The 21,608-nt window shown below is 40.2% G+C and carries 26 protein-coding genes; all 26 read right to left on the bottom strand.

The window, feature by feature from the left end; genetic code table 11:
• Positions 1-309 precede the first annotated feature (309 nt).
• Positions 310-723 carry a hypothetical protein gene (locus INF29_RS03590; protein ID WP_193484686.1) on the bottom strand — a complete coding sequence of 138 codons (414 nt, stop codon included), beginning with the start codon at positions 721-723 and terminating at the stop codon, positions 310-312.
• A complete protein-coding gene (locus tag INF29_RS03585) occupies positions 720-2,243 on the bottom strand; it encodes a Y-family DNA polymerase (protein ID WP_193484684.1) in 1,524 nt (507 codons plus the stop codon). Before INF29_RS03585 ends, INF29_RS03590 begins: the two co-directional genes overlap by 4 nt.
• A gap of 121 nt (positions 2,244-2,364) precedes the next feature.
• Positions 2,365-3,324: a DUF5677 domain-containing protein gene (locus INF29_RS03580; protein ID WP_193484682.1), complete on the bottom strand. Its 960-nt coding sequence runs from the start codon at positions 3,322-3,324 to the stop codon at positions 2,365-2,367.
• A 40-nt stretch (positions 3,325-3,364) separates the two neighbouring features.
• Positions 3,365-4,243 (bottom strand): DUF4261 domain-containing protein, encoded by an 879-nt coding sequence (locus tag INF29_RS03575; RefSeq protein ID WP_193484680.1) that lies wholly within the window; start codon positions 4,241-4,243, stop codon positions 3,365-3,367.
• Positions 4,240-5,115: a spondin gene (locus INF29_RS03570; protein ID WP_193484678.1), complete on the bottom strand. Its 876-nt coding sequence runs from the start codon at positions 5,113-5,115 to the stop codon at positions 4,240-4,242. The genes INF29_RS03575 and INF29_RS03570 overlap by 4 nt, the downstream gene beginning before the upstream one ends.
• A gap of 23 nt (positions 5,116-5,138) precedes the next feature.
• The gene (locus tag INF29_RS03565) at positions 5,139-5,918 is read right to left on the bottom strand and encodes a hypothetical protein (RefSeq protein WP_193484676.1); all 780 of its coding nucleotides are present in this window, start codon (positions 5,916-5,918) and stop codon (positions 5,139-5,141) included.
• Between the two features lie 72 nt (positions 5,919-5,990).
• Positions 5,991-6,290: a barstar family protein gene (locus tag INF29_RS03560; RefSeq protein WP_330608260.1), complete on the bottom strand. Its 300-nt coding sequence runs from the start codon at positions 6,288-6,290 to the stop codon at positions 5,991-5,993.
• Positions 6,291-6,306: 16 nt separating this feature from the next.
• A complete protein-coding gene (locus INF29_RS03555) occupies positions 6,307-6,666 on the bottom strand; it encodes a hypothetical protein (protein ID WP_193484674.1) in 360 nt (119 codons plus the stop codon).
• A gap of 12 nt (positions 6,667-6,678) precedes the next feature.
• Positions 6,679-7,029, bottom strand: a complete 351-nt coding sequence (locus tag INF29_RS03550) for a hypothetical protein (protein WP_193484672.1) — start codon at positions 7,027-7,029, stop codon at positions 6,679-6,681.
• Positions 7,030-7,145: 116 nt separating this feature from the next.
• A complete protein-coding gene (locus tag INF29_RS03545) occupies positions 7,146-7,505 on the bottom strand; it encodes a hypothetical protein (RefSeq protein ID WP_193484670.1) in 360 nt (119 codons plus the stop codon).
• Between the two features lie 20 nt (positions 7,506-7,525).
• On the bottom strand, positions 7,526-8,104 hold the full coding sequence (locus INF29_RS03540) for a hypothetical protein (protein ID WP_193484668.1): 579 nt from the start codon (positions 8,102-8,104) through the stop codon (positions 7,526-7,528).
• 13 nt (positions 8,105-8,117) lie between these two features.
• Entirely contained in the window at positions 8,118-8,324 is a 207-nt protein-coding gene (locus INF29_RS15470; RefSeq protein WP_456298263.1) for a hypothetical protein, read from the bottom strand.
• Positions 8,230-8,631 (bottom strand): SF0329 family protein, encoded by a 402-nt coding sequence (locus tag INF29_RS03535; protein ID WP_330608259.1) that lies wholly within the window; start codon positions 8,629-8,631, stop codon positions 8,230-8,232. Before INF29_RS03535 ends, INF29_RS15470 begins: the two co-directional genes overlap by 95 nt.
• Positions 8,632-8,705: 74 nt before the next feature.
• Complete coding sequence (locus INF29_RS03530) at positions 8,706-9,191, bottom strand: DUF2262 domain-containing protein (RefSeq protein ID WP_207728111.1); 486 nt, start codon at positions 9,189-9,191, stop codon at positions 8,706-8,708.
• A 125-nt stretch (positions 9,192-9,316) separates the two neighbouring features.
• A complete protein-coding gene (locus tag INF29_RS03525; protein WP_193484666.1) occupies positions 9,317-9,934 on the bottom strand; it encodes a DNA alkylation repair protein in 618 nt (205 codons plus the stop codon).
• Between the two features lie 54 nt (positions 9,935-9,988).
• Positions 9,989-10,543 carry a DUF4304 domain-containing protein gene (locus INF29_RS03520; protein ID WP_193484664.1) on the bottom strand — a complete coding sequence of 185 codons (555 nt, stop codon included), beginning with the start codon at positions 10,541-10,543 and terminating at the stop codon, positions 9,989-9,991.
• A gap of 22 nt (positions 10,544-10,565) precedes the next feature.
• Positions 10,566-11,267 carry a hypothetical protein gene (locus INF29_RS03515; protein WP_193484662.1) on the bottom strand — a complete coding sequence of 234 codons (702 nt, stop codon included), beginning with the start codon at positions 11,265-11,267 and terminating at the stop codon, positions 10,566-10,568.
• Complete coding sequence (locus INF29_RS03510; protein ID WP_193484660.1) at positions 11,257-12,006, bottom strand: SMI1/KNR4 family protein; 750 nt, start codon at positions 12,004-12,006, stop codon at positions 11,257-11,259. Before INF29_RS03510 ends, INF29_RS03515 begins: the two co-directional genes overlap by 11 nt.
• A gap of 17 nt (positions 12,007-12,023) precedes the next feature.
• Positions 12,024-12,467, bottom strand: coding sequence for a hypothetical protein (locus INF29_RS03505; RefSeq protein WP_193484658.1), 444 nt, complete (start codon positions 12,465-12,467; stop codon positions 12,024-12,026).
• Between the two features lie 28 nt (positions 12,468-12,495).
• On the bottom strand, positions 12,496-12,999 hold the full coding sequence (locus tag INF29_RS03500; RefSeq protein ID WP_193484656.1) for a glutathione reductase: 504 nt from the start codon (positions 12,997-12,999) through the stop codon (positions 12,496-12,498).
• A gap of 36 nt (positions 13,000-13,035) precedes the next feature.
• Positions 13,036-14,148: a hypothetical protein gene (locus INF29_RS03495; RefSeq protein WP_193484654.1), complete on the bottom strand. Its 1,113-nt coding sequence runs from the start codon at positions 14,146-14,148 to the stop codon at positions 13,036-13,038.
• On the bottom strand, positions 14,141-14,422 hold the full coding sequence (locus INF29_RS03490) for an Imm32 family immunity protein (RefSeq protein ID WP_193484652.1): 282 nt from the start codon (positions 14,420-14,422) through the stop codon (positions 14,141-14,143). Before INF29_RS03490 ends, INF29_RS03495 begins: the two co-directional genes overlap by 8 nt.
• A 28-nt stretch (positions 14,423-14,450) precedes the next feature.
• A complete protein-coding gene (locus tag INF29_RS15465; protein ID WP_330608263.1) occupies positions 14,451-14,711 on the bottom strand; it encodes a CbrC family protein in 261 nt (86 codons plus the stop codon).
• Positions 14,624-15,313, bottom strand: coding sequence for a CbrC family protein (locus tag INF29_RS14900; protein WP_272872624.1), 690 nt, complete (start codon positions 15,311-15,313; stop codon positions 14,624-14,626). The genes INF29_RS15465 and INF29_RS14900 overlap by 88 nt, the downstream gene beginning before the upstream one ends.
• Before the next feature lie 23 nt (positions 15,314-15,336).
• Positions 15,337-15,918 carry a DUF4274 domain-containing protein gene (locus tag INF29_RS03480; protein ID WP_193484650.1) on the bottom strand — a complete coding sequence of 194 codons (582 nt, stop codon included), beginning with the start codon at positions 15,916-15,918 and terminating at the stop codon, positions 15,337-15,339.
• A 13-nt stretch (positions 15,919-15,931) separates the two neighbouring features.
• Positions 15,932-21,562 carry an immunity protein Imm33 domain-containing protein gene (locus INF29_RS03475; protein ID WP_193484648.1) on the bottom strand — a complete coding sequence of 1,877 codons (5,631 nt, stop codon included), beginning with the start codon at positions 21,560-21,562 and terminating at the stop codon, positions 15,932-15,934.
• Positions 21,563-21,608: the final 46 nt, after the last annotated feature.

Raw genomic sequence — 21,608 nt, 5'->3', positions numbered from 1 at the left:
GTTGAATGGATTTTCTCGCACAAAAGTTACCGTATTTTTCTTTTTTACAAAATAGGCTCGGATTGATAATATTCTTTATATATTCACAAGATTCGCCTACATTTTTGTGTGTTCTTCCATAATTTATCGCATCCTTATAGCTATCACGACCTTTTCCAACATTTTATGTATTTATCATACTGAATAATATAGAAAAAAATTGTAAAAACAGCTCGATTGGATGGATGTTTTGTTCGACAAAAAATGTTACTATATGTCATTTGGATGCACAAAAAAAGACCACTTTTTAAAGTAGTCTTTTTTTATGCATCAATCTATTTCATATAAGTAAATAGATGAAATATCTTCTATCGGTATTTCATTTCCATCAATAGTAATCAAAATATTTTTACGTTCATCTATATGTTTATATTGACCTATTATTGTTTGATATTTTCCTCCCTCTTTTTTTATATCTTTTTCAAAGTAGGTAATATACACATAGGGATGTTCATTTTTCTTCTCTTGTATAAGCTGTAAATTCTCATTGATTTCTGCAATGGCGTCCTCACTAAGTATTCTTTTTTTCTCTGTGTTCCGTTCTGTTTCTTGAATTGCCGCATCATATCCCGTTAGTGCAGCAAAAGGTGAAAATTGTGCTGCACGATTTTGTCTTGACATTCGTGGATGTTTTTTTGAAGTTGGGTGCGGCAAATCTATGATATCATCATATTTTCCACTCATGCTTTATGTCCTCCTATCTGATTATTTCTATCTTTTGCTGTTGCACCTTCTTCCAAGCTAACACCTTTCAAAACAGCATTCTTCCCGAACTTATGCTTAATAGACAGCAACGCCTGTTGTAGTTTTTTCTCTTTTTCTCTATCAGCAGCTTCTTTTTCTTCTAATTTTTTCTTTTCAGAGTAATCTGTAAAGAGGTCTAATTGTTCACAAGTATGACCATTTAGAGTATCTTCTTCTGCAATCACATGGTTTGCTACAATATTGATTCTTCGGATCAGAAGCTTTTCATCCGTAATATTTTCAAAAAGTCTTATTGCTGCATCAATGATCTTTTTGCTGGAAGAAGTAGGTTTACCAAGTGAAATTGTACCTTGTGCATGCTGTGGGACTGCTCTACCATAATGATCTATTTTAATCTTACCAGTATAAGAACGTATTTTTTCAGTATCATTCAGATTTTCTCTGTCATAACCTATGGTCAAAACAAGTTGATCCGTCACAAAACCTTTTTCCACCAAATCTAAAGAAAGCTGATCAGCCATTTCCAACAGCACGATTTTCGCCTTTTCATTTGGATAAGGACAATGTAGCACTTGACCAGAACCCATACTATTGTTTTCCGGTTTATACGCCTTGATATCTGCAATGGTACACGGCTCCCATCCCCAGGCATGATCAATCAATAATTCTGCATTGATGCCAAAGAGTTTATACAGTAACTCCTCATTATGATAATCTGTATCTTTTCCTATGGAACATCTTGCAATATCTCCCATGGTAAACAGACCATTGTCCTCCAGCTTCTTCGCATAGCCTCGTCCAACTCTCCAGAAATCTGTGAGTGGTCTATGTTCCCACAATAGCCTACGATATGACATTTCATCAAGCTCCGCAATACGCACGCCATTTTCGTCTGGCTGTATGTGTTTCGCCCCTATATCCATAGCGACTTTAGCTAAATACAGATTTGGACCAATACCCACCGTAGCTGTAATACCAGTTTTCTTCAAAACCTCGAGAATGATTTCCATTGCAAATTCTTTGGCGGTCAATCCAGAGGTTTTCAAGTAAGGTGTCACATTCATAAACACCTCATCTATGGAATAAACATGGATATCCTCAGGGGAAACAAACTGCATATAAATATTATAGATATAGGCACTTTGCTTGATATAATAACTCATTCTTGGCAAAGCTACGATATAATCAACCGCAAGAGCAGGATTTACTTTTAATTCATCAGCATCACAGGAGGAGCCTGTGAATTCTTTACTTTGCAAGCGGGCTTTACGTTCATAATTGATTTCCTTTACCTTTTGCACTACCTCAAAAAGCCTTGGTCTGCCTTTGATCCCCATTGCTTTAAGAGAAGGTGACACAGCTAGGCAAATGGTTTTATCCGTTCTGCTGGCATCTGCCACCACAAGATTTGTTGTCAATGGGTCTAGTCCACGTTCCATACATTCCACGGAAGCATAGTATGATTTTAAGTCGATAGCGATATATGTTTTTTCGCTCATGCTATCACCTCTTTTATACTTCTATGATTATATTATAACCTGCAAAAGGAACAAAAAGCAAAATAAGAATATTACATAAAAAAGTACAGAGGATATTCTCCCCTGCACTGAAATAATCTTATTATTTCTTGTCTGGAAAATGAAGTTTTTCCAACTCCTTAAATTTATTACAGCACTCATTTTTTATTTTTTGAAGTGCCAATATCCATAAATTCACAATAGGATCTGGAATTATACTAAAATACACTTTATTGATTTCAAATAATGTAGTTAAAGAGTTGGTTGCAGGAGTAACAATACCAGAGTCTACTGGACCTATAGGAATGTCATCAAACTCTCCTTCTAGCGATAATCTTGAGAATGTTCCTTGAGAGGAAGCATGAACTAATTTATTCGATAATTTATATTCGACTTTCCAAGGCTGCAGATTGACTTTACATTCCTTTTCAATATCATTAAATGTATAATGTTTTTTGGACTTAGACATAAAATGCCCAGCCCAATCATACCAATCTCCATTGTATTCTATATACGCCTTTGCACATTCATCACCTTGATCTGATATAAAATGTGCAAGCACACATATTTCATACATAGTTCTAAAACGAGCATATGCTCCATCTGCATATCCGTTTCTCAATAAAACAAGTATTTCATTACCAATTTGTATAGCTCTCCCCTGTAAGCAAGTAAGCACTTTAAAAACTACTATTCCTTTCGTGGAATTATCAATCGTATAGTACTGATCTAAATAATTTAATAGAGAATTTCTAAATTCTGATATTCTATCAAGATAAAAACTATATAAATCAAATCCTTCTCCCCATATTTGTTCCATATGGTTATAGTTTTTATCATTTTCTCGTTTCTTCTCTATATGATATGTACTCATATAGTTTGCTATGGTACCTGTAATGGTCCCCAAAAATTCTTCTAGAAAATCATCATATTTTTTATTAAACTCACCATTTTTATAAAATTCTTCTTTTTGCTTTTCGGTTAATTTTCGACTTTCTATTTCTTCGTTTAACGAAGCATTAAAATTTTTCCATTCATCAAAAAATAAAATTTTACCGTTCAAAACATCACCTCCATCAGAGAAATACAATATCTTTCATATTTCAACGTCCACCTGAAGCATGGTTTCCCATATGGATATCTATAACTTCCCTCACAGGTTGAATCAAGGCTTCCTCGTACTGGCATTTCCACTGTATTTGACTGCTCATTCTTCCATTTACCATACCATCAACCGTTTCTCCATCTTGGATTGGATTATTATTTTCCAAAATATAGGAAGCAACATTATATGCGTGGTTTACAATCCAGTTTGGATCTACATCATGAAAATGATACTGAAGATCTGGCAAATACAATGTATTCATGCCAACTGTATCAATGAGCATATCCTCCGTTCCCTCTATATTGAAAAAACGCACATTGACACCAAAACGAATGAAGCGGTCATATCCAGAAATTTGATTATTTCTTACATCTTCAGCCAAAAACAATTTACCACTGTTTTGAAAATAGAAAGCCTCGCATGTTGGAAACAGTTCCGCAAGAGCCTCAGTAAAATCCATATCCAAATCAGCTCGTTCCTGAGCAGCCAATGCACCTGCCAACATATCCGTTGCCATCACCTGATAATGACATTCCTCAAAAATACGATCTCTGTCATTTTGACAGTCCCACATTTGACTTTTCAAAAACGCATCAAAGCTCTTGCCTTCAAAGCTGGAACATCCCATGACAAAAAGCTGCACAGGAGATTTCCCATCTTGAAACTCCGCTATATGTTCCAAAGTGGCAACACCCGCCATTTTTTCATCACAGCAAAAGCAATCAACTTCGCCAATATGACGCTTCATAGTGTCCAATATTTGTTCTTGCTTCGGCATTTCAACCTGTTCTTTGAATAACATTTGTATGATAAATGGACCGCCAGGACGAGAACCTTTCTTATCATCTAAATTCTGCTGAAAAACTTCTCCACTCATTTCTTTTCCTTCTTTCTCTCAGAGAATAACTTAAAACGGAACTCCAACTCTTGTTGAACGAACTCTTTCGGTAAATTACGAGGATTGGCAATCAAATACCATGTTCGATAGGTTCGTTTTTCTATATCCTGCTCCTGAAGATAAAGCTGATAAGCAGCCTCATCTTCTTCATTCCATGTATCATATCGTTTTTTTGCCATCATAAAACGCTCTACAATGGCATCCAATTTATCTACGGTACGACTTGCAGCCCAAGCATGGTTCACATCGCTGCCATGAGAGAAATAGAAGATTTGTTTTCCCATCCAATGGCGCACCTTTTGCTCCGGCGTTCCACGCAATTCCGTCTGACGGCGGTACTCTGCCAGCTGCTCAGCCATTCCATACCGTTCCACCATCTGCTCTCGCACATGGATGAACCAGCTGTAATCCTCCGCCTCAGTGAAGGGAGCGCAGACCAGCTGTAATGCCTCTGTGGGGTCTACTTCAAAGTGGTCAATAAAGTCGAGGTAGTGGGCTTTGATCAGAGGCAGAAAGGTGTCCAGTAGCCCAGTGTCCAGCCGCAGATCCTCTGTCAGCATCCGAAAGAACGAACCGCCTGTTGTTGGTTCTATTTTGAAAGAGTAGAGCCAATCATCTCCCTGCTTTATGATACAGGTGAAACCCACCTCCACATTTCCATGACCGATTTCATAGTCAATGTAGTTGTAGCGACTCCGATCAAACCATATATGATATGTCAGTCCATTTTTCATCCTCTTTTTGAAGTCGCCTTTTTTCAGACGCTTCCAGCCCTTTTCTTCCAGATCAAGGCCATTCCACAGGTAGTCTAAGGCTTCATGAAATATATCTACCGGACGTTTTTGTTCCACCCTATCCACCTCCAAACGAATCTTCAATAATCTAGCAAAATGGGTACCTGATACTTCTCCGCAAACTGTATTGCTTGCCAGAACATAGAAAAGGCAAACTTGGCAAGTGATTCTGTGCTATACTGGGTATATTCTGGAATATCCGCTTTGCTATATTGACCATCCAAATCGATCGAACCATCAACTGGATACCCCTCTGTATCAAGCCAACTTAGAATCGTGTTCTCATCAGCCTGCCACGCTAGAGCATTCAATCGTTCCAGCTCTTTTTTTAAGCCGCCCATAGTACCAATGGCAGCTACATTTTCTGTTGGCAAAGGTGCTTGAAATAGAAAAGCATCTGAGATAGGAATCCATAATGTTGCACCTCGAAACAAAGACCATATTCGTTCCTTGTCTTCTGAAAGGCGGGCAATGATGGGATGCTCCATGAAGTCCCAATCTTTCTCCACTTTATCAGGTACAGGTTCTTCGTATGAATGGCAAGCGGCTACCAACAACATAGCACCAAAAGCATCCCAGTCTGGTTTATCAGTATAATAAGGCTTTTCGTTATCTTCCGTCCATGGTGTATAAGGCTTATGTCCCGGTGCTGTAATTGCTGCCAGAATCTGATCACGCCAGTTCTCTACAATTTCCTGTACTTCAGCAGGACTCATTTCTTCCTCATCATCAACTTCCGCACCATCTGGTGTGATTTTTTGAAAGGCATAGCCGTTTTCTTCTGCCCATTGTTGAACAGTACTTTTCCAGTTATGCGCATAATATCGGGTCAATGTCCCTGCATAAATGTCTAATCCCATATTGCTCCCTCCTTACTTGCTTTGAATTCTTTTATAAAATTAAAACTACTTTTATAACTATTTCTCTACTTATCAAAGCAGCTCCAAAGTACAGTCATGCCCAGAATTATTTGTATCTAAAATGATTTCTGTAATTGCATTTACATTTTCACTTCCTAAATCATGCAGGCTCTTTTCATAAAACAGCCATTTTATGTGTATTGGTTCTCCATATGAATGTTGTCCAAATCCTCCTCGAAGTACATCATTAAAGGCGTTCAGATTTTGTCCGATCCTCCAATGCAGACCGCAAGTAAACACACGCTCCACCTCATCATAGAAGCCTCTCATAGTTGAAAATCGTCTACCATCAATGATAAATTCCTTTCGCACCTTCAGTAGCCTCCTCTTAAAGCTTCCCGTATGGTATGATTGCTTCTTTATAGCAGGAAATAACTTTTTCTAACCATTCATCAGAGTAATGCAACATAATACTGTCTGCAATCAACCCAAAGTCATCAGCAATGTATCCTGCTAAATCATCACACTCTGTTTTTTCGTAAACTGTAATATATGCTTTTTTCTCGATTTCTCTGGTATCTACCATTTCTTTTCCCTTTTTAAGTTCTTCTATGGCTTGGTACACTCTCACCCACTCACTGTCAAAGGGGTCACATTCTCTTTGGTCTAAAAAATCATCTATATCTATGGTTTCGTAATTGACTTTCTTCAATTTATCAAGCAGTTCAAACATTTGATTATCTAGCATGTCATTCACCTCTCAGTCCCATTCAAACGGTTCCTTTAAATCATATTTCTCCATAATTCTCTTTTCTAAAGCTTCATGGGCATCCATATCCTCTGGCTGTGCTGGAATACCCTTTAGCCAATAACCGTTCCCATAGTAGAAGAACATTGCCCAGTAATAAGGCAACTCGTGGCTGAATACCGCCGCCTCCATTACATTCGTCACTGGTGCTGTCAGAGAGGATAGTTCTACCCGCTTGGAGGCTTCCTCATAAGAGATTCCCACCAGTTCCACCATCAGGTGCTTCACCAATTCACAGAAGCTGTACTGATTAAATGTAACCTGAGTGTCCATATCTTTCAACACGATTCCATCTCTCACCATAGTTTTTCCTCCATTATTTCTCTTCGTCTTTGACTTTAGAATGATAAATTGGATATATGATTTTTGCTACCTCCTCTGTTGAATAGATGTTACTTTGGACAAAAGGTATAGCCCATTTAGGTCATTTCATATAGCAGAGCAGTATCGTCTCCTACTAGTTTCAGATTGGAGCAAAGTGTTTCCAAACCTCTTTGCACTGCCTCGAGAGTCAAATCCCAGTCTGGAGCAATTTCAGCAGCCAGTTTCGGGAGATTCTGATCCTGCAGAGCTTCCAACAAATCGGAAGCCAATTTTCCCGTCATCAGAGCACAGTCCAGAGTTTCCTCTGTCTGTGGAGCAGGAAAACGGACATCTATATCCAGTTCGCTCTCGCAGTAGTCCCAAATAGCCATATATACATCCGCAGAGCAGTTGCCATCAGATAACTCCTGCCGTTGGTTATTTTTTATCAGATAAAAGGATGCAATCTGTGACATGGTGGTTCCTCCTGTTCCTTTCATTCCACAATAGGTGGAGCGTTGTTTTTTACACTATCTTTTTGCAAGTGTTGAATCAAAGCAATACTTCCTGCGGGCATAATCTTCTTCAATTCTTCCACTGTAAAATCTTTCATAAATCTGATATCACTTCTCTTTTTTGTCCCTGGAGTAAGGAATGCATCAACATAATCTTCCCTACAAAATCCGTCCCATGGCAAAAAACCAAACCACGCATTTAGCAAATGATCGAAATCCGTTGACTTGTTTTTATATAAACCAAGCGTTGGGGATATATCACTTTTATAGTTTGGAATATTTGTGTATGAAACAGTTTTATTCCCTATAAGATGTAATCCATATCCTCTTTGCGGGTGACTATTCAGCGTTGTAATTATAATTGGTTTTGTTAAATCCAAGCCGTCAAGATTCTCTACCAATTCTGCCTCACTTGAAAACAGCACATCAAAGAACGCCATTGTATATTGTTTGTATTTTTGCCCTTCCAGCTCAAATCGGCAGCAAACTTGACCGATTGTCCATGCTGCTTCTTTCAGTTTAATACTTAGGATTGCGCCTTCAGTGAGAGTTTTTGACAAGCCATATTCCCCCTTAATTCTCCATCAACCCTTCAGCCTGCATTCGGATCACATAGAAGGCTCGTACCCAGTCCAATTCTTGCTCCATGGATTCCTCCAAAGCCAGCAGACGTCGCTTTCCAAGCCTACGATCCAAAAAAAGCAAAGATACGGACGATAGGATTATCGCTGACAAGGCTTTTATCAATGCTCTGGTTGTCAAAAATGTCAAACGCCTCATAGAATACCTTTTGGTCAAAGGTTCCCTGCTCCAGCGCATAGACATGAGCCTGGTCAATTGCTTCTTTTGCAGAATCACAGTCTTTCAGGGTTGTAGACCACAACTGATGAAATTTCATCCATACATTCTCAAAATAGGTGTAGTAGTTGCTCCGCAGCACTTCTACACCATCCATACGAATGGCTGCACGCCCCTCATGATCAGCGCTTTTGCTATAACTGGTGGCAAAATACTGGATGTGATCCCGGAGTGCTGGGCACAGATAGTCATTCTCCAGTTTCTTCCGAATTCCGCTCCAAGTTGACATAGGTACTTGTCTCCTTTCTGATGCCGTTGCGGACGTTGCCCCTTCCGCAGAATTTGCCTTTTGTGTTTGAAGTGTTATCCGTTGAATCCGCCGACTTCAATTTTATATTTGCAGTCGACCTCGATACAAAATAAATGTCCCATGAAATAGTCGGGTTCCGCATCCAAATCGATGTAAAAGCCAGTTTCACTTCCATTTACAAATACTGTTACATTGTTTACGAATAGTGCTTTTACAAACTCATCTTCTGAGATCTTCCCATCCGCTTCAAGCGTTCCATCTTCGATCATTTCATTCACGACACCTATGCAGTCATCGTTCTCATCCAAAAATGCTCGGATAATGGTATCTTTATGGTCATTGACCCAATTTACCTTTTCCAAAATGATATCGCCTATATTTCCCTCTGTGCTCTGAAACTCAAGGAGAATTTTGACCTTTCTATCCCATACGATTAATTCTCCAACATGAAAACCGAGTCTGCGTTCAAATATAAATTCTGTATTTTCCAAAATCATTTTATCCGGCATTTCGACCCTTTTCTTCAAAAATAGTCCCATAATACACCTCTATCATTTCCAATTTATTTCCGTTGGATTATGGCTTTTAAAATGCTTTCATAATACTGGATTACTTCCTGATCATGCTTTCTTGCATCAAATCATAAGTTTCTTATTAAAATCCACTACTTCATAAATTTCGTTGCTAATCTGTATACTTGATTGATTTCTTTATTCTCTAATTTCCACCTACTCAGTTCTGCTTCAATCAATTCTGGATATTTTTTGCTAATATCTCTTAAAGCATTACCTACAGACTTTCTTACATATTCACTCGGATCTTCTTTTAAATTGACTAACCGTTCAATAGCTGCTGTAGGATTTTCTTTGAAATACGGTCTGTTTGTCCAAATTTGCAGACCTTCTGTAACTGCCCTCCGAGTATTGGGATTGCTGCTTTTCATCCATTCATCAACCATTGGAAGAGCGTTTTGATATCCTTTGCGCTTACAGAACTCATCAAAAGACTTTGCCAATATCTCTTGAACTCTCCAATCATCATCTTTCGAGACTTCATCTCTCATGAATACTAAAATGTCATTATCTTCTGATAAGTACCCCAAAAGAAATACGCTATACATTCTTACTTGATATACTTCAGATTTGTACGCCAAATGTGCCAACTCTTTGATGTATTTACGATCATGAGTCTTATAATCATTTAAAGCCCTTTTTTCTTCAACCTTAAATCCATTTTCTATCAAAGAAAAATCGTGCTCTAAACTTTCAATGTATTCCTTCAAACGAACTCACCATCTTTCAAAATGAATTTTCTGTTTAATCTATATCACTTTCGATTACTGCTTTTGGAGATACTCTCGGAAGCATTCGATGAACTCCCGATTCCGTTTTGGGACATCGAATCCCTTCCGATGGGGAAAGAACCCCTCCCGTTCCACATCGTCCAGTAGCTTCGGCAAGTCAGAAAACCGCGCGAAGAACGGCAGGGCATAATCTTGGATCTGCCCTGAAATCTCTTGAATAGAGCGTTCCCGCTCTATCAGAGTGGCAACCTCGTAGCGTGGAAAGTCATTGTATCGGCGTGTCAGTCTGGCGATGGAGGTGCCCACGATACCATCATCATAAGCCTCCTCCTCACCTTCCTGCTCACTGCGCCACTGGGCAATCACCGGGGAACTTACGTGGAAGCTGGCAGTAAAAGTGGTGGAGCCAAAGCGGATGGAGGGCGAAAAATCAAAGGAGAATACAAATATTCCGTTCTTTTTATAAATGTCGTTTTTGCTCTTGCGGTATTTGTAACCCAACGGGATCAATGGTTCCGCAATCCTCTCACAGGTATATACAAATATTTCTCGTGGTTTTGTTCCCTTGGGGAAATCTTTTTTCTCCATATTTTTACATTCCTCCAGCCTTTTACAATGCAGCTCGCAGCTGTTCTGTCGATACTCGAACTTCTTTCCATTTTCCATCTTCTATGCTGCTGCCTTGGAGAATTATTGCACTGTCCTCCCATCGAACAAAGTCAATATCATCAAACAGAATATCGTTTGGATCAACATAATTTCGTAGATCCATCCATTGCTCTGGTAGCCGAGGATGGAGAGGTTTAGAAAAGTCAAGCACAATAGTGGAATAAGGACATGCCCAAATACAACCAGTTACAGCCAATAAATTACTTCTGGAATCATAGTCTGCACTTGTCCAGATGAACATTTCCTCTACAGATTCTCCTTCTTCTGGGTGGACACAGGCAGGAACATAATGCATTTCTGTCCTTATCTCTACCTCCAAAATGCTGTATCCATACAGCTCTATTCGAAAAACAAGATAATGCTTTCCATTGCTGTGACAGAACATCGTGCAGAATTCCCCATCTGCATCTAAATTACACCAGGTATAAATGATCTTTCCATTTTGATCTATCAGTTCATTTTCACTGCCATTTAAGTGAAAATCACCATGATAGAAATAAGCTTTTGAACAAACAGAATACCCGTCTATCAGCGAAAACTGCTCATCCTGCTGCGGAAACCGATTCTCTGGCGAAAATAAGTAATGTTGCTGTGTTCGCCAATCCTGATATCTTTTTTCATTTGCAATGTTTTCAATTCTCATTCAGATACCTCGCCAGTTTTTTCTCCAAGAGCTCCGTCATATCATTACAAAGTGGTTTTACCTTGTCCTGTTCATGGGCATAGTACCAGATAGTTTCATCTCCAGTACGAAGCAAAAGCTGATCTCCATCTGCTTCTTTCCAGAACTCTCCCAACACACAATATTGCTCTCCATGGATGGTCATACGAAACATCCCTGACAGCATAATGGTCACACCAGTAGATACATTGATTCCTGCACTTAAAAGAAAAAATTCTCGTACTTTGGCAGGAAAAAGAAATTTCAGCAATTCTTCCTGTTTGTCAATCTTTGCCTCAGTTGCAGCAGGCAGGATTTCATCTGAAGGTCCAAGTACATTTGCCAATGCTTTAGAAAACTTCGGATACTGCTTAAACCACGCGGGATGCCTATCTTTGAATTCTTTTTGTTTTTCTCTTTGCTGTCGTTTTTGTTCTTTGCAGAAAGCATCCAATTCCTCCAGATACTGTTCCTGATAAAAATGACTGGAGTTACACTTCACACCGTTCTTTTCAAGAATCGCAACAGCACCCTTTTGGCTGGTAAACACTGGAACCCATTTAAAACCGTGTTTGCATGGTTTCAGTTTCAGAAAATCTCCACGATTCAGGAGTGTCTCCAGTTCTGCCTCATGCTCATTCCACCATTCTTGCCAGCTTTCTGGGGTTTCTCGACCTTCAGCAAGATTCAGAAGTTTTGCTATCAATATTTCTTTGTCCATAGGCACACCGCTCTCTTTCATAAGTACATCTCAATTTTTGATTCCATAGTTTCCCCATAATCATTCACATATACATAATGAATAAAGTCCTCATGCACAAGCAACAGATACGGACTGAAAACTTCCCATTCATCATAATCACTCATGATGTCATCATATTTCCCGAATATATAAATTTGAAATAATGCTTCAGTTCCCATCAAAAAGCACAAGTAGACGTTCTCATGGGGATGCGTGCAAACTTTTTTAATTGCCAGTTGTCCAGGTCGTATAAAATTTAGTTTTGAGATAAATTCTTCGATTTTGAATGCTTCCGATTCATCAGCATATCTGTATTTTTGAGAAAAATGTTCTATGTTTTTCGCAAAATGGTCTTTGTATTGCTGTATTTCTGCTCTTTTTTGTTCTTCTTTAAGCTGTACCTTTTTTTGTGCTAAAACTAATTTTCTATCATCATTCATAATCGCACTCATGATATCCCGAAAAATATTACGATTCTCCTCTTTGTTTCATCAAATCAAATACTTCATCCATACCCATTTCAAACATAACACTGTCTTCCTTGATTGGTGCAAAATGATACGCTACTTTTTCTGCACCGAATTCTTCTTCTAACTGTTCCCACTGGGTAGAAGGACAAATACAAAATGCAAGAGTATCACTGCCAAGAGAACCCATAAACCAACGGATTTGATACTTTGGAGATACATATTCCTGTAAGTTTTTCAATGTGGTATCACGATCTGTATATTCTTCCGCATAAGGGATTGCTGTGGAAATACCGTTTTTTTCTAAAATAATATCTATGTCACGTTCTTTTTCAACTTCCACACAGGTAAACTTCACTTTATCTTCTTCCGGCAGCCTTTCATTGATGTATTTAATGATAGATTCATCATATTCACGCCAATCCACCCAGATTAAAGCATCACTTTCCCAGAATGTATCCAGATATTCTTCTGGTGACAATAAAAAATTTCTGATTTCATTCATAATCGTATCCTCCTAATTAGTCGTTTTGATTCTATTTTACATAGTACAGGAATAAATGCTCATGGCTCCGTAATCTGTATGCAAAACCAAATTATTCTTTGTAAAATAAAAATTGGTGTGTTTCACCACAAACGGATCATCAATAGATACCAACAAATCTCTGCTATTGTAATCCCAAAGTTCTATGACAGAATTGCCATGCTCCTGCTGAACTGCCATTAAATTACCACATATACGCACAGTACAGGTATCAGTATAACTCAGCCCTTGCCTTACTACAAACGGAAAAGGATTAACAGTTTCTTCTCCTGTTTGGCTTACGTAGCATTTGCCGCCTACAGAAAAATATTGGGCATCAGGAGAAAAGAATGGATGGAATCCATCATTTTTTATCACGATTTTCTTTCCGGACTGAAAATCAACGATGATATACTCTTCCTCCGTGGTTCGGTAAGCCATCTTCGTCTGCTCTGGCGAGAGAATACCAAAGCAGTAATAAACAAAATTGGGATCTTTCGATTTCTTGCATTTCACAACTTCACGCCAAACTTCAGTATTGCTGTCAAAGTCAAAGACAACGATTTCTTCTCCTGTATACCATAAAGCCAAGCCACCACTAACATCCAACATCGTCTTCATGCTATTTTTCTTATTAGCAAAGGATGTGATTTTATGTGTATCAAGGGTGAACAGCTCGATCAGATAGCTGTTATTCAACAACAGCGTATTATTTGAGCAAAGAATCTGCTCATAAGTCATTCTTTTTGCTCCAAGTGAAATTGTTTCAAGAATATCTCCATTCTCATCAAAATGATAGAGAAGCTCATCTTCAAAATCACCTACGACTCTAGTAAGGAAAAAATCATCTCTTGCAGAAGTAGCAGCAAGAGGCATAAAACCGTTGCTGTCTTTTCCAATATATCTGTGGCACTTAGCTTCGCCAAAAGCAGCGTTTGGCTTTTGATAGATAAATCCTTTCCGCATCTGCCCCATCATGGCACTTGCTGCTTTACTTTTTGCCTGAAAGCTGGAATCACAGAGTATTTCTTTGACCTTTCCACCATTTAAGCAGGTTCGTATGGTTAGATCGTCCATTTCGATTCGCCACTGTTTGGTCGTGGCAGGGTTGACAAAGGTTTTCTCAATCATAATTTTGATTTTCCTCCCTTCGAATCAGGATGCTCTTTCTGTCGGAATTGATACTATATAGGTCATCCAGATGGATGTGGAAACCATCCTTGCGAATAGTTTCCGCCATACCTAGAGCCGCTTTTGCCAGTAGGAGCAGCCCCGCTTTGTTACCCACCAGTTCTAACTCATTACCATTATTATGAATAGTGAAGGTAAGATGAGCGCCCGGCTCAGCTGGCAGGACGGGAAGTTGATCTTGATTCAGTTGAATGGTTAGTGTTTTGGTTTTCATCGCATGTATCCCACCTTTTGAATACTTATCAATCAAAATCCATCCAGACCAAGTGCTTTCCACAATGCAGGCATTGGAACAAATAGCACTGCAAATGACCGCCATTGACAGTGTTCTCGATCATTTCTTTCTGCTCATCATCCCACATGGGGTCATCCAGTACTTCATCCATGACATCTAATGCCTGCAATTCCATAGCACCTACTCTGCCCAAATAAGCACAGAAGTCCCCGCAATGGGCACGCCAGTATTCCTGCTGCCAGCCACAGTAACCAGGTGTACGATGAATGAGTTCGTCCAGTTTTTGGCATCCTTCACACCATCATCCACGGAATAATCATCCTGAAAGCTGCCATCAAACTTTTCAGCTGCTTTTCCGCTGGCGATACAAGCTGGACACAGATAATCAATGTCATCCACAGCATAGAATGGTGCTTCATAATAAATGTGTGTTACCTTTCCACAGCAGTCACAGACAACACCCTCCTCTGATATCTCAAATGCTCCAGTATTTAACGGATCGGGGTGGTATTTGAATGTTGGTATTCCCAGTTCTGCCAGCATTTCTTTTTCTTTCTGAATATCTTCTTCTGTTTTGGGTTTGGGAATTGCAAAATTGTTTCTCCAGTTTTCTGCATATTCTTTCATTTTTCCCAAGCGTTTTTTGATTTTGACATCTGAAAGATCACCAATACTGGATAATAAATCATAGGCATCTTTTTTATAGTTCAAAAGATCATATACATTTACCAGAACTTCTTTTGCAGCAATTGCTTCACTTTCTTCCAAACTTTCCTTGAAATCATAAAGAGCAGTCACACTGAAAGAATCGCCCTTTGATTGTTCAAACTGCTTTTTTAATGCGACATATTTTTCTTGATACTCATTCATACTTCCACCCCATTTCAAAGGAATCATTCTTCACAAACATCACAAAGCTTGTCCATAATATCAGAAATTTCTGTTGGTATACCTTCTTCCCATTGGGGATTTTCAATCCGTTCTCCTTCTAGAGCCAAAAACAATTCCTTTGGTATTTTTACTTTTGCTTCTTCTTCCTCGTACGCAGAAGTCCAATCATAATGATCACTATATTCATCGTTTGCAGGATCAAAAGCGTATTTTTGGTTTCTATAAAAACTAGAAAGGTAATTTTTTTCAATTGTTTGAATGATATCATAATCTTCCAATGCCCAAAAAGCTTCTGCTTCACATTCCTCTCTGTCAGCAAATTTCTTATAGAAACCAGGTTGCATATACCAATATAAGAGTAAAATCGTTCCTTTATCTGTATCTGGCTGATCTACAATCCATTGAATAACTTCTTTTGAATTATCAAAATTCCAGCACAATGCAAGCATTTGTCTTTCTTTTGGATTGTGCTTCTTCAGATAGTCAATCACCAGTTCCGTGCTTAATTCGTCAAATTCTTCTTCTGTAATTTCAATTCCATCCCAATCAAAGTCAGGGTCTAAAATGTCATTGATATGCAGCATATTTTATCTCCTTTCAATCCCACCAGAAATACCAGACCTTAGACTGTCGCAATACATCTGCCAATGAGCCTACCGTAGCATCTTCTGGTCCTTGATCCACTATATCTGGGCAAAAACCATATTGTTCCAAAGCCACTTCCATTGCACATTCTTTTGAAATAGCAGCCGGAAGATCAAATTCCAGTACGTCATGTGTCAGAACAGCAGGTACAGCTCCATACTGCTCAAACCAGTATTTCGCCACCGCCATAAGTTCTGGTGTATCTGAGCATTCATTCCAGTTTCCAAAAGGCAAGTATGCAAAGATTTCCCAAGGATGTTTTACTGGAATTTTAGCTAAAATCATAGGATATGTCATGTCTGTATCATATTCCCAGAAGCTAGAAAAACGGTTATTTTCGTATCCATTTTCCATTTTTCCTAGTATTTCTTCTTCCCAATCCATATCATCATCGTCAGCTTCTTCTTTTCGAAGTCCAATCATTTCCTCCAAAACTGCCTTTCCGTCTTTGATGGAGGTGGAGAGCATCTTCTTTCGATACTCCGTTACGGTTTTGAGGTCAAATTCGTAAAAGTCCGCATCATTCTCAGGATCGGCATTCATCACCATACACTCCAACAGCGTTTCGTCATCCGCCTTGATGAGTACCGGCACAAAGCCTTTCTGGGTGCTGTCTCGCTTAGCATAACTGTAAGCCGCCGTAATAGGATCATCATCTTTCATAGATGGGAAGTAAGTACATTCACAGTCCAGATATTCCATGATTGCCTGAGCCACTTCAGAAGGCTCCAATGTATCCTCGTTGAAGTCCTGTCCTTGCCAGTTCATAAAGCGTTTCTCAATCACCTTTGCCATAGCTTGATAATATTCCTCATCAAAAGGAATGAACAGATATGCTTCATCTTGAATTTCATCGGAATAGTTACATTCCTGGCCAATGATGCCAATAGCGTAGTTGTCGATATCACTTGGGAAATAAGGGCTGTCATTTTCACCGTAGTAGTAGGAAGCAAAAGCCAGGCCTTTTTGGTTGAACAATGACCCAAAGAGCTGTCCTTCCAGTTCATCTCGAATAAATACCCTCAGATCCACACTTTCAACATCATCTTTGACCTTCTGTACCACATCACCGTATTCCTCTATAAAGCCTTCGGCCATTAGATCATGCTCCATACACCAACGCAGATAAATTGCCATATGGTTGTAGGCGTTGATTTCATCCACCGGCAGTTCTTTTTCCTCTATAGTTTCCAGATGCCAAATGGCATCGTCCATCTCATCAACGCCGTCGCCATCCTCAACACTGCCCAATGTGCCTCTTGTAATGGCATTCTGACGATCAGGTTTTACTACAAAGCTGATGCCCTCCATTTTGTCCAACAAAGCGTCTGCTTCATTGGCAAGCTTGTACTCCAATTCATCACGATAGAGAGGAATTACCTGATAGAAGTTAACTTCTTCGCCACTAGGCAGGATGCAAACCTCGCTGCCATCCTCTGTACCCTGAGGAGCAGTCAGCATAGCGGCACAGAGATTTGTATTTTCTGCAAAATTCTCCTCATAATCCATGGTATGTCCAAATCCCAACCAGGTGTCACTGGCAATGGGCAGGCGAGCCAGTGTTTTCAGCAAACGTATCGGCCAGTACCACTTCTCATCTTCGAAATTCTCTTTTTTTATTTTCCAGTTTTTTGGCAATGCAATGGCAAGCTCTGCTCGCTCCAGCTTGTATTCCGTAAGTTCCTCTGGCACATTCATTCGGTGAGCACCCATACCCATAGTAACTAGTGTGTAGTAATCTCTTTCTTCAGAAGGAGGAACAACACAGATATCCACATGTATGTCAGGTGAAGCTAACTCATGGAACACATTTTCAAACTGACCGAAATACTGCTGGATATGATTTTCGATGACTTTCATCTCATCCTCAGTGTAGACTGCCGGTTCACTAAAAGATACATCTTTATCTGAATTGTCCTCACCGTCACCATCTGGGTCATTATCTGTTGATTTCCAAGAGATTTTCAGCGTCATCTGTTCTTCTGGCAAAGATACGCCTGGACTGCGGGTAATGGTACGTTTATCCCCAGCAGAAAAACCAATGGTTTCTCCATCATGAAGTTCCACATCATTCTCCAGAACATAAGACACAAGGCTTGCCAGGAAGTCTCGCAAATCACTCGGTTCAGCATCAGTACCCAGCACTTCCATCTCATCCTTGCCGAATACGTCCATTCCATAAGTGTAAGCGTTCATACCATTTTCATCACGGTACAGTCCAAACCAAATCCAGTTAAAGATTGGCAGTTCATCATTTTGCAGCATATCAGCAAAACCCTCATAGAAACGAGGTTCAAATACAACACCGCTGGTATAAACCCCTGTTGCGTATTTCTGGCGGCAGCAAGCAGCTACCAGTTTAGTGAACAACTTACCTTTTTCCAGCAAATCTTCCTCTTTTCCCAAAACTGCTACCATAATATGGGCACAATGTTCTTTTGCTATCTTTACTGCATCATCCCACATATAGTTGTTTTCCGCATTTATTTCCGCTTCGCCGTTGGGAATCGGATAGGTTGCAAGGCTAACAGCAGCAAGCATATCTCCCACTTCAAACACTAAGGCATCGTCACTCTTATCCTCGCTTGCGTCATGTTCATCCACGGTAATGTTCCATTTTTCCTTCATGTCCTGAATAAACTGCTGCTTGTCCCACTTTCCTTTAGACAAAAGGACAAAGCCAGTGAAAACACCTTTATGATCTCCGTCGTTTTCCTCATCCGCTTCTTCCTCGGTACATCTGGCAATTTCTTTCTGGCATTCCTGTATTACCAAAGGCGCATCCGTATCTTCTGGATCTAATTCTGCCCAGCGCTGTGCATAATGGATAGCTTTTTCTTCCTGTCCATAAAGATATTGATAAGCATAAGCCATACGCATATTCCATTCTGCTTTGTCTTGACCTTCTTCTCGAACAGATTCCAGCACATCAATGGCACGCAGCAGAGCCTTGTCTCCCTTGTAATTTGGTGTTCCCTCATCGTGATCTCCGATGATAGCGTAGTTTTCCAGTGCCCGTGCCATGGCATAGGCAATGCGGTAATTCCACCATTCCTCTGGAATGGCATTCAACGCCTGAATGCAACGAGTATACTCGTCCTCATCATTCCACTGCTCTAATTGCTGATAAAATGCTTCCGCATTTTCCGGTGTATAAGGGATATAATCCATTCCCGTCAATGTTTCTTCCAATTCTTCAACTCTCTCCTTGGAATCTAGATCATCATTTTCGGTCTGTTTCAGATACACATTGGATGCCTCTCTGCGGAATGTATGGAAACTTGCCCAAGGCAAATCTGTATCCACAAAAAATTCCTTTGCCATTTGCAGTGCGGTACGAATATCCCACGCAATAAAATCTACGTAACCGCAGTAAATACCTGTGGCGCCGCCAGTCAAAGTAAGCACTTCACTTCCTTCATCGGTAGTAAATACTCCCTCCAACTGATCTCGAAAATCAAAAATCTTCTGACTACCTTCTTCCTCACGAAGTGTATCCAGCGGATAGCAGAAAAAGCCTGCCACTGCACCATCAGCATGAAGATCGTCCATATAATCGTTATCATTGTTTAGGTAACTATTGATAAGTGCTGCACAGCAAGTAGAGCCGGCAATGGTATCCAGTCTCCAATCTGCCTCTGGATCTTCACTTGGTTCCATGCTGTATCCCATATAGGTTTCCAAATAGCTTTCCGGGTCTGTGGAAAGGTCTAAGCTTTTTTCTTTCAGTATGTCCGGCAGACGGGAAAGCAGTTCGGCAGGCTCCTCTTTTGGTTCCGTCAGTATATCAAAAGCTTCTATGTATCTCATATTTGGAATTTCACCCAACACCTGATCCGTCAGCGTAGTCAGCATCCACCATACACGACCTTCTTCTTCCGCAAGCATTGGCAGCAGTTTTTCACAATAGGTTTCCAAAGCAAAACGATTTTCACCAATCTCCTCTAACCAAATCTGCACATCATCGCCGGAAATATACCATTCACCTGTACGCAGACCAATGTTTTCCACGCTCTGGCGTCCCACCAGAATATTCCAATGCTCCAATATCTCTTTTGGTGCGTGTTTCTGGAAGTAGACCAGTTCAAATAGTTTTACCTTGTCGCCTTCCGGGGTTAGGATTAGTTCATGCTTTTCGCCATTGAAGCCCATCTCAAAGGAAATTTCGTCAAAAACCAGATTCAGGGTTTCCTGCATTTGAGCCACGAGTTCTGCGCCATGGATATGATCCTTGTCATCGTCTATCATCTGGCGCAACTGAGCTTCCATTTCGGCAAAGGTTTCCCACCAGATCTCTGTTCGCTCTCGGAAGCACTCACTAAACTGAGGCATAGAAATACGCTTTTGACACCAGTCGATCAATTCCTCAATGTCCTGTCGGGTGTTGAGCTTAGGATCATCACCTGGATGCAGTTCCAGAGCTTTTTCAAAATATCGCAGAGCACGACCTTCCTGTTCCAGATAAAAATAGGCATACCCCATGCGGAAGTTCCATGAATAAGTGTCTCCCAGTTCTTCCTCGTGGGACTGCATCAGTTCTAGTGCCTGATGAAGCAGCTTTCTGCCCTCCGGATTATCAGGATCGCCCAAATTGTTGTAAGCTCGTGCCAGCTCCATATCGATTTCCGGCGTACGCTCCTCGGCAGGGATGATCTCCAGTGCGTCAATAATCTTCTGGTGTTTGTCGCTTTCATGCCACTTCTGGCATTGTTCTAAAATATCCATATCCGAGTCCTCCTCGTCCTCATCAGGTTTCCAGTCTTCGATTTGCTGGAGCATACCGTTTTCATCTCTCTCGAAAGCAGAGTTATACGGTGATTTTAGTAAAGAAATGATATCTGGATCGTCATTACAAATGGTATTCAATCCGTAAATGCCGGAATTATTTGGATCATCCATATAGGCATCACTTTCATCACCGGCAGTAAAACGCCAACCGCTGTCCCAGTCGCCATCTGGCTTCTCTCGGTAGCAGTAACCAACCTTACAGCCTTCCACTGTAATACGGTTAGTGGCAATGCATCCATTGGCTCCATCCCAGTCAGGGAGTAAACTCTTCATGTCCTCTGCCTTCACATAGTAGTTGCGATTACGACCAGCAGACTCATAAAGTTCTTTACGCAGTGCCTCCACATCTCGAGCCATTTCTTGAATCTCCTCGTCATCCATCATTTCATGAAGGTCATAGGACAGAGGATTTTGGGCAAAGTCCGCAAGAGTTCTGTCCATGGCGTTGTGTTCTTCTGGTGTGGCAGTAATTCGTATACAGCGTGAAGGCGTATTGTACTCATCCAAATCGTGCAGGTTTACGCTGCCATTCACATAACATTCCAACAAAATGGCTGCCAGATCCGTGATGACATCAATGGCAAAATGAAAATCCATGTCTACGCCGTTGGAATGGGTAAACTCAAGATATTCTATTGTTTGTCGGAAATCCCAATTTTGCTTATCCAGACCAATCTTGGCAAAAATCTCGCTGAGAGAGATTTCCTCTTTCTTTTGGTCTTCTAAAAACACCACAAGGTTCAGACTGTCATCGGAACCTCCAATAAAGTTTCCCCAGTATTTGCTGATGTACATCTGCTGCACCTCCAATTCTGCTATCACAAGCTCCGTTCAAATCATA

Origin of the sequence: Anaerotignum lactatifermentans, from assembly GCF_014982935.1 — a bacterium.
Taxonomy (GTDB): Bacteria; Bacillota; Clostridia; order Lachnospirales; family Anaerotignaceae; genus Anaerotignum; species Anaerotignum lactatifermentans.
Note: the sequence above shows the minus strand (reverse complement) of the source record. Positions and strands in the feature narration are given on the sequence as shown.

Bases quoted from the DNA above. Each gene is read 5' to 3' on its own strand.
- INF29_RS03480 (WP_193484650.1), bottom strand. From the start codon at position 15,918: ATGCTGCATATCAATGACATTTTAGACCCTGACTTTGATTGGGATGGA.
- INF29_RS03490 (WP_193484652.1), bottom strand. From the start codon at position 14,422: ATGAAAACCAAAACACTAACCATTCAACTGAATCAAGATCAACTTCCC.
- INF29_RS14900 (WP_272872624.1), bottom strand. From the start codon at position 15,313: ATGAATGAGTATCAAGAAAAATATGTCGCATTAAAAAAGCAGTTTGAA.
- INF29_RS03505 (WP_193484658.1), bottom strand. From the start codon at position 12,467: ATGAATGATGATAGAAAATTAGTTTTAGCACAAAAAAAGGTACAGCTT.
- INF29_RS03495 (WP_193484654.1), bottom strand. From the start codon at position 14,148: ATGATTGAGAAAACCTTTGTCAACCCTGCCACGACCAAACAGTGGCGA.
- INF29_RS03555 (WP_193484674.1), bottom strand. From the start codon at position 6,666: ATGCTAGATAATCAAATGTTTGAACTGCTTGATAAATTGAAGAAAGTC.
- INF29_RS03515 (WP_193484662.1), bottom strand. From the start codon at position 11,267: ATGAGAATTGAAAACATTGCAAATGAAAAAAGATATCAGGATTGGCGA.
- INF29_RS03565 (WP_193484676.1), bottom strand. From the start codon at position 5,918: ATGGGATTAGACATTTATGCAGGGACATTGACCCGATATTATGCGCAT.
- INF29_RS03530 (WP_207728111.1), bottom strand. From the start codon at position 9,191: ATGGGACTATTTTTGAAGAAAAGGGTCGAAATGCCGGATAAAATGATT.
- INF29_RS03590 (WP_193484686.1), bottom strand. From the start codon at position 723: ATGAGTGGAAAATATGATGATATCATAGATTTGCCGCACCCAACTTCA.
- INF29_RS03500 (WP_193484656.1), bottom strand. From the start codon at position 12,999: ATGAATGAAATCAGAAATTTTTTATTGTCACCAGAAGAATATCTGGAT.
- INF29_RS15470 (WP_456298263.1), bottom strand. From the start codon at position 8,324: ATGAGGCGTTTGACATTTTTGACAACCAGAGCATTGATAAAAGCCTTG.
- INF29_RS03550 (WP_193484672.1), bottom strand. From the start codon at position 7,029: ATGGTGAGAGATGGAATCGTGTTGAAAGATATGGACACTCAGGTTACA.
- INF29_RS03475 (WP_193484648.1), bottom strand. From the start codon at position 21,562: ATGTACATCAGCAAATACTGGGGAAACTTTATTGGAGGTTCCGATGAC.
- INF29_RS03545 (WP_193484670.1), bottom strand. From the start codon at position 7,505: ATGTCACAGATTGCATCCTTTTATCTGATAAAAAATAACCAACGGCAG.
- INF29_RS03520 (WP_193484664.1), bottom strand. From the start codon at position 10,543: ATGGAGAAAAAAGATTTCCCCAAGGGAACAAAACCACGAGAAATATTT.
- INF29_RS03510 (WP_193484660.1), bottom strand. From the start codon at position 12,006: ATGGACAAAGAAATATTGATAGCAAAACTTCTGAATCTTGCTGAAGGT.
- INF29_RS03585 (WP_193484684.1), bottom strand. From the start codon at position 2,243: ATGAGCGAAAAAACATATATCGCTATCGACTTAAAATCATACTATGCT.
- INF29_RS03575 (WP_193484680.1), bottom strand. From the start codon at position 4,243: ATGAGTGGAGAAGTTTTTCAGCAGAATTTAGATGATAAGAAAGGTTCT.
- INF29_RS03535 (WP_330608259.1), bottom strand. From the start codon at position 8,631: ATGTCAACTTGGAGCGGAATTCGGAAGAAACTGGAGAATGACTATCTG.